This is a genomic window from Microcoleus sp. S36b_A4 (assembly GCF_036700645.1).
Lineage (GTDB): Bacteria > Cyanobacteriota > Cyanobacteriia > Cyanobacteriales > Microcoleaceae > Microcoleus.
The window spans coordinates 16,052-22,879 of the sequence record NZ_JAUBPI010000099.1 but is presented as its reverse complement, the minus strand read 5'-3'; the positions used below and the strand labels follow the sequence as shown (position 1 = coordinate 22,879).

Genomic DNA, 6,828 nt, shown 5'->3' with positions numbered 1-6,828 from the left:
AACCGGAGTCAAAATCCTCCAAAGGTTTACCCTACATACTCCGACGCCTTTTGTCAATGGGGGAACTTCAGTTTAATTGATCTAAAATTACAGGTAATTGGTAATTGAGCATTGGGAAAAAGGTAATTGCTAAGATGTACCTCACCTAATAGAAAACTGCTATAGCAAGCCTCGTATCAATTGTGAACTCTTTGTCTTCCTCTTCTTCCTTCGCGCTCTTCGCGTCTTCGGGGTTCGTTAAATAGAGATTCTCTGAGTTTTATCGCGTGGTGGGGGTGGCTTTATTTAATTTGTTGGCAATGTGAGTATGATTTGTAAACCCACCCCTAGAAGTTGATTGAGAATGATGGTTGATTTGAGTTAAAACTCAAATCAACCATCATTCTCCGACTTTAAACCTCCGCCCAATGTCGGGCAAACCAGTTAACCTAACGATTGCCAGAGCTGGTCGGAGGCTCAATTTCCGGCGGTTCAGGAGGGGGAGATTCAGACTCAGGAGGATTCAGCGACTCCTCCCAAACTTTGATTTGCGATCGAGCTTGCTCAAAAGCCCGAGTACCCGAAGGAATTTTCTTCAAAGTCGCGATCGCCCCAGCCAGATCCGACGACGACTCTTCCACACCCAGCGCCAAAATCCGCTGGCTCCACTCATCAATCGCCTCACTCGCCTGCCACCGCAGCGAACTCGACTCCGGAACCTGACTTGCCAGCGCAATAGCCGTTTGCAAAGCGTCAGCAGTCCCGGCTCGGGCCGTCTGACGGGCGTTCTGCAAACCTTGCTCGCCCTGAAATTGAGCCTCCCAAGTCCGAATGTTCGATCGAGCTTCCTCATAAAGCACCCGTCCCGATCGAATCCGGCGCGCCATCTCAATTGCCCCCGCCAAATTGCCGCTCGCCGCTAGCTGCTGAGCTCTATCCAAAAACGGCTGGTCAACAAGCCGCTGTCTCCTCTCGATCCAAGCTTGAATTTTGGCTTGAGCTTCCACGTAAAGCGCCCTACCTCTACCGATCCGAGAAGCTTGAGCAACGGCGGCTTCCAGAGCATTCGGATCGCCCGTACTCGCTAAATCGTTCGCTTTTTGCAAATAGGGACTGTCTTCCATCAGCTCGATTTGACGGCTCAAGGTGCTAATTTGACGGCGAGCTTCCGAAGCGCGGGGATTGGATTCCGGGACTGTTTGCAATTGCGCGATGGCAGCCCTCAAATCATTTACCCCACCCGGCGCCGCCAGCCTGCTTGCCAAATCCAAAACTTTCACATCAGCCATTTCTTGTTGCCACCGGCCCACTAAATCTTGAGCTTGTTTGTATAAAGGGCGGCCGGATTTCAACTTTTGAGCAATCTCGATCGCCTTGGAGAAACCCTCAACAGAGCCAGTCAAAGCCTGAGAAGTAGCATTCGCCAACTCATTAAAATCCTGTACTTGTTCCCTTAAATTTGCCGACTCTGGAATCTTGTTAGCGATCGCCATCGCCTCCTGCCAATCCCCTGCTTGCAAGCGTTTTTGGGCGATATCCAGAATTTTCTTGCTAAATTCCGCGATCGCCTTATTGGCAGCTTGATACAAATAACTGTTTTGACCAATTCCCTCAGCCAGCTTAATCCCCGTCACCAGATTTTCGAGACCTCCCTCGGAGGCTGTATTCCGGGCTTTTAGCAACTTATTGCCCTCAGCCCGAGTCGTCTGAATTAGCTTAGTCAATTCCTCGTACTTAGCCGATTCCCAGAAAGTATTTCCCAAATCCAAAAGCAGAGTAGCTTGGCTGAAAGCCAGCGGCCACTCTTCCTGACGCAAGTGGTCTTCCGCCGTGCGGTAAATTTTCTCTGCATCGCTCCATATCGACTGCCACTTTTCAATCTGCTTTTCCATCTTCGGGTAAGCGGGAACGTTTTTAGGAACCTTACGAGCGAGCGCAATCGCCTCATCCAGCTTTCCTTCTTGGAAACTAGCATTTCCCAGCCTAATAATATCCTCCGACCACCGATCGATTTGAGTGTTAATTCTCGGCCGCAGCGGATGGTTTTGTGGCAAAGCATTCACTAATTCGATCGCCCTGAGCAAATCATCCGCCGTCCGCTTGCTTGCTGCTTCTTGAGCACAAAAAAAGCGATCGTTAGCAGAAGCCGTTGGCCAAAAAATCTTTGAGCAATTGGACTGCGAGGTCAGGTTGAGTAAAGACGCAATTGCCACAAACCCCATACCCACCGATACCATCAAACTCAGCGCCAGCCAAAACTGCCACTTGTTCGACCAGTTCCGCCAAAACGGATTGTGTTCCCCCGGCGGCTGCGAGTTTTCCCCAGACAAATTCGGCGGTAGTTCCAGATGCCCTCCCGGCAGTTTTCCCGAAGTAACCAACTCTCGGAGCTCTTTAAGTCGTTCAGCCCGGTTTTTCCTTGCTGGTAAGCGCACCAGCGACGAAGTATCCTTTGTTGACTCCAAGGATTCTGATGCAGACCAACGGCCTGGTATTTTGCGATCTTGACTCATATCCTCACCACAAACAGCAACCAGCTAGCGTAAGTTATTTAAAAACTGCGAGCGCTGCTATCAACTGCTCTATAAAATGTATTCATCACTTTTACATACTCCCGTCTGCCCTAGACTGCAAGAGCCGATCGCCAAACCGCCAAAATCAAAATTTTGTGATTAGGTAATTGATAATGCGTAATTGGCAATTGGTCAAGGCCATCATCCCTAACTCGCACTCAATAGAGCCAATTACACATTATCGTCTCAAGAACCGGAGTTTGAGCGCAAATCGCCGATCAGTTCCGCAAGTTGGTCGCTATTAGCTTGGTAAACCTCATTGCAGAAATGGCACGTAGCCTCAGCCCCCCCATCTTTTTCAATCATGTCTTGGAGTTCGGCTTCGCCCAACATTTTCAAAGCTCCCAAAACTCGATCGAACGAACACCCACAGTCAAAGCGCACCATCTGAGTTTCCGGGAAAATTTCCAGGCCCATATCTCCCAGTAACTCTTCGAGAATCTGGTGCAGCGTTTTGCCCGATCGCAGCAGCGGCGTAAAGCCGGACAATTGAGCAACTCTAGATTCTAAAGTTTGCACCAATTTTTCGTCGGTTGCCGCCTTGGGCAGAACCTGCAACAGCACACCCCCAGACGCTTCTACCCCGCCCGCCCCTACAAACACCCCCAAAACCAGAGCCGAAGGCGTTTGCTCCGAGGTTGCCAAATAGTGAGTTAGATCGTCGCCAATTTCGCCGGAAACCAATTCTACCGTACTGGAATAAGGGAAGCCGTATCCAACGTCCCGCACCACGTACAAATAACCGTCACCTATTGCCCCGCCGACATCGAGTTTGCCTTTAGCATTGGGTGGCAATTCGACTTCGGGATTATCCACATAACCTCGAACCGTTCCATCAAGTCCCGCATCCACCAGAAGCCCGCCCAGCGGCCCATCTCCTTTGATGCGAATGTTGACTCTCGATTCGGGCCGCTTCATGCTGGAGGCGAGTAACAGCCCCGCCGACATTGTGCGGCCGAGGGCGGCTGTAGCCACATAGGAGAGCTTGTGCCGCTGTCTTGCTTCTTCGGTGAGGCGGGTGGAAATGACGCCTACAGCGCGAATTCCGCCCTCTGCGGCTGTAGCGCGAATTAATTGATCGGCCATGAAAAACCTTGCTTTTGTCTTTTGATACTTTCTTGAACTATTTTATAAGTTCTTGAAGGTTGTGGCAGCAGAGAGCAGCAGTTGACTCGGCGGGCCTGGGAGTGCGATCGAACTTCCAAACTCGCCTTTGTTTTCTATAAAACCTTGATTAACTGAGGATTTATTAACAAATAGTCTGATGGATTATTCGATATCAATATTTATTTGAAAAGCCCAGAATAACGAGTGCATTTATTGTTACCACGCCAGCTTGTTCTCAGTCTATTTATAACAATTAACAAATAACCACTAATAACTATATTCCTGAACGCACTCGGAAGATATAAACCGGTTTTTTTAACCGATCTAGAGGCTTTTAATCCCGTGTATTTAATCTAAAAAACCCGATTTCTGGCTACCGATGCCTAAGTCCTAAACTAATGACTAATAACTAATAACTAATGACCAATGACCAATGAATAACAACTAATGACTAAAGCTTATCTTGCCGCTAACCAGACGATTACCAAACCTTTACCTTTGCCGGTTAGAGTCAGAGGCGTAGGTCTCAGACAAATGTTTTTTAGCTGGAAATAAGCGATATGCCACCAACATCCAAAGCACTTTTAGCGGAAATCCAGCATAACACAGGAGCGAGCCGAAACTTGCATTTTTATGCCAAGGGCGAAACCATTCCTATGATGTCGCATGGCCTTTGGCGAGTCTGTCAAGGTTTAGCACAACTGAGTACGCTTTATCCAAACGGGGAAGAAGGACTTTTGGGCTGGGTTGGGCCTTCGATGTGCTTCGGTTTGTGGTTGACAAACTTGCAGACTTACCGAGCTACGGCGACATCAGATATTTATTTGATGTGGTATTCTATGGTGGAAATCGAAGCTTCTCCTCAATTGGCTCACGAGTTGCTGCCTCAAATGGTACGGCGGCTGCGGCAAATGGAAGCAATTTTAGCGATCGCCGGACAGCGGCGAGTAGATGACCGTTTGTATCAGCTACTGCTATTATTGCAACAGGAATTCGGTCAGCCTGTGGTTGAGGGAACTCGTTTGAATATTCGCTTGACACATCAAGATATTGCTAATGCGATTTGCACGACGCGGGTAACAGTAACTCGAATGCTGGGAAAATTGCAGCAGCAAGGGTTAATCAGTCGAGATGGCGATCGGCATTTAATACTTAACAAAGATGTTTTTGCGTCAACGTCTGATTTGTTTGGCTGCAACCCTCAAGCAGTGTAGCAAGCGCCGAAAAAAATCTTATTCTGCTTCGCCAATCAGGGTAAATGCTGCCCAATCTTGCGGAGTTGGGTGCATCTTCATTGTCATCAGCATCGCTTGCCGCAAAGCTTGAGCTTTATTCGGGTTTTTCTGTAACTGGCGATAGAATTCTGCCATTAATTCCGCTGTCGGCTCATCGGGCACTAACCACAGAGAAACGATAATAGTGGAAACACCAGCACTAATTAAAGCACGAGATAATCCAAGCACACCATCACCTGTGAGTTTTCCTCTGCCAGTATTGCAAGCACTTAATACCACTAATTCAGCATTTAATTTTAAATCCAAAATTTCGCTCGAAGTCAACAATCCGTCATCATTTCCTGATGGAGCTAGGGCGATCGCTCCCGGTAAATCTCGCCTCTTCACTTCATTGAGTAATCCGTGAGTTGCCAGATGAATAATCCGGGCTTTTAGCATCAGTTGAACAATCGATGCTTTAGTCGCTTGAGAGCCTGTAATCGGTTTAGTATTCAGAAGTTAGGCAATTGTAATTGCTTCCTGTTCGCTGCCCGGTAAGGCAGGTAATTGGTGCGGCGGCGTGCCAATTTTGGGCATTGTTGGATTGCCGACAACGAGGTTATTTTGCAGAGAAAGTTGTCGGACTTTTTGCCGTGATTGGCGGGTTAACTGCAAAATTTGAATGGCGGGAGCGGTGAGGATGGTATGTTTTTCAATCAAATATTGACCTGTCGGATCTTGTAAGGCGACAAAGGGAACTAAAAACAGGGATTGATGGGGAATGAAGATGACAGGAGCATTGGGGTCAGTAGGTAAAAGATCGGCAATGGGTTGAATGAGTAGTTGATAACTTTGCTGTAATTTGGGGTAGATTATCCGAGAATTAGCAGGGGTAGAAGCAGGGGGATTAGCTGTTTGTTTATTGGCAATGTCCCCCGCCGATACACCCAGAGCATCGCGAGTGCCGCGAATCATCTCAGCTAAGGCTGTATCTTGCTCGTTTAATCCTCTCCTCGCGGTAGCAGCAGATACTCTTGTCCCTTCAGTGGCTTCGCGTAGATTGATGTCGAGAGATTTGAGGTCAACGGAGCGAAAGGTAATTTCACCAGTCGGCTTGATGACCCAAATATAAAGGGCTTCATTCCCAATAGTTGAATACTCGACGAGGGTAGCGTTTTGCTCTTTAGCGATTTGTTGAATTTGCTGGATATTGGGGGGGTTGATAGTAGTTGGGACAGAGGCAGATGAGGCTTGGCGAGATGCCAATAACTCCACAAAAGCTCTGGCTCTACCCCGTTCGGCAATTTCTAAAGCGTCATTAGTTTTTTTCTGATCAATGAAGACTTGTTGTAAATTGATGTAGGGGCTAGTTTGAGTGTCAAAGATTGACACTTTATTGGCATCGTCTAATCCAGCACGGACAGATTCCGAAACTTTAATACTATCAAGTAGGGTTTTCTCTGCTGCTGGGAGATTGCCAGAGTTGGCGAGAGCCAATCCTAGATTGTTGAGAGCATTCCCCTCGCTTTGGCGGTCTTTAATTGACCGTGCGATCGCCAACCCCTGCTGAGTGTACTCGATCGCTTTGGCGTAGTCGCCGAGGTTACTGTAAGCATTTCCCAGATTTCCCAGCGCCGCCCCCTCGCTTGGGCGGTCTTTAATTTCTCGGGCGATCGCCAACACCTGCTGTTGGTACTCGATCGCTTTGGCGTAGTCACCGAGGTTACGGTAAGCATTTCCCAGATTTCCCAGAGCCGCCCCCTCGCTTCGGCGGTCTTTAATTTCTCGCGCGATCGTCAACCACTGCTGTTGGTACTCGATCGCTTTGGCGTAGTCGCCGAGGTCAATGTAACCATTTCCCAGACTTCCCAGAGCCGCCCCCTCGCTTTGGCGGTCTTTAATTTCTCGCGCGCTCGCCAACCACTGCTGAAGGTACTCGATCGCTTTGGCGTAGT

The 6,828-nt window shown here is 48.5% G+C and carries 3 protein-coding genes and 1 pseudogene; 1 reads left to right on the top strand and 3 read right to left on the bottom strand.

Annotation, left to right across the window (positions count from 1 at the left end; translation table 11 throughout):
* Positions 1 to 428 precede the first annotated feature (428 nt).
* Both QUA03_RS24135 and hslO read right to left on the bottom strand, forming a co-directional pair.
* The gene (locus QUA03_RS24135; RefSeq protein ID WP_333215621.1) at positions 429 to 2,492 is read right to left on the bottom strand and encodes a hypothetical protein; all 2,064 of its coding nucleotides are present in this window, start codon (positions 2,490 to 2,492) and stop codon (positions 429 to 431) included.
* A gap of 246 nt (positions 2,493 to 2,738) precedes the next feature.
* A complete protein-coding gene (gene hslO, locus QUA03_RS24130) occupies positions 2,739 to 3,638 on the bottom strand; it encodes an Hsp33 family molecular chaperone HslO (RefSeq protein ID WP_333215619.1) in 900 nt (299 codons plus the stop codon).
* 581 nt (positions 3,639 to 4,219) lie between these two features.
* Between hslO and QUA03_RS24125 the strand changes: the two genes are divergently transcribed.
* Positions 4,220 to 4,873 (top strand): Crp/Fnr family transcriptional regulator, encoded by a 654-nt coding sequence (locus tag QUA03_RS24125; protein ID WP_333215617.1) that lies wholly within the window; start codon positions 4,220 to 4,222, stop codon positions 4,871 to 4,873.
* Between the two features lie 18 nt (positions 4,874 to 4,891).
* Here the strand turns inward: QUA03_RS24125 and QUA03_RS24120 are convergent.
* A pseudogene (locus QUA03_RS24120) lies at positions 4,892 to 6,793 on the bottom strand (CHAT domain-containing protein).
* Positions 6,794 to 6,828 lie beyond the last annotated feature (35 nt).

Coding starts and splice junctions, on each gene's coding strand:
- QUA03_RS24125 (WP_333215617.1), top strand. CDS start 4,220: ATGCCACCAACATCCAAAGCACTTTTAGCGGAAATCCAGCATAACACA.
- QUA03_RS24135 (WP_333215621.1), bottom strand. CDS start 2,492: ATGAGTCAAGATCGCAAAATACCAGGCCGTTGGTCTGCATCAGAATCC.
- hslO (WP_333215619.1), bottom strand. CDS start 3,638: ATGGCCGATCAATTAATTCGCGCTACAGCCGCAGAGGGCGGAATTCGC.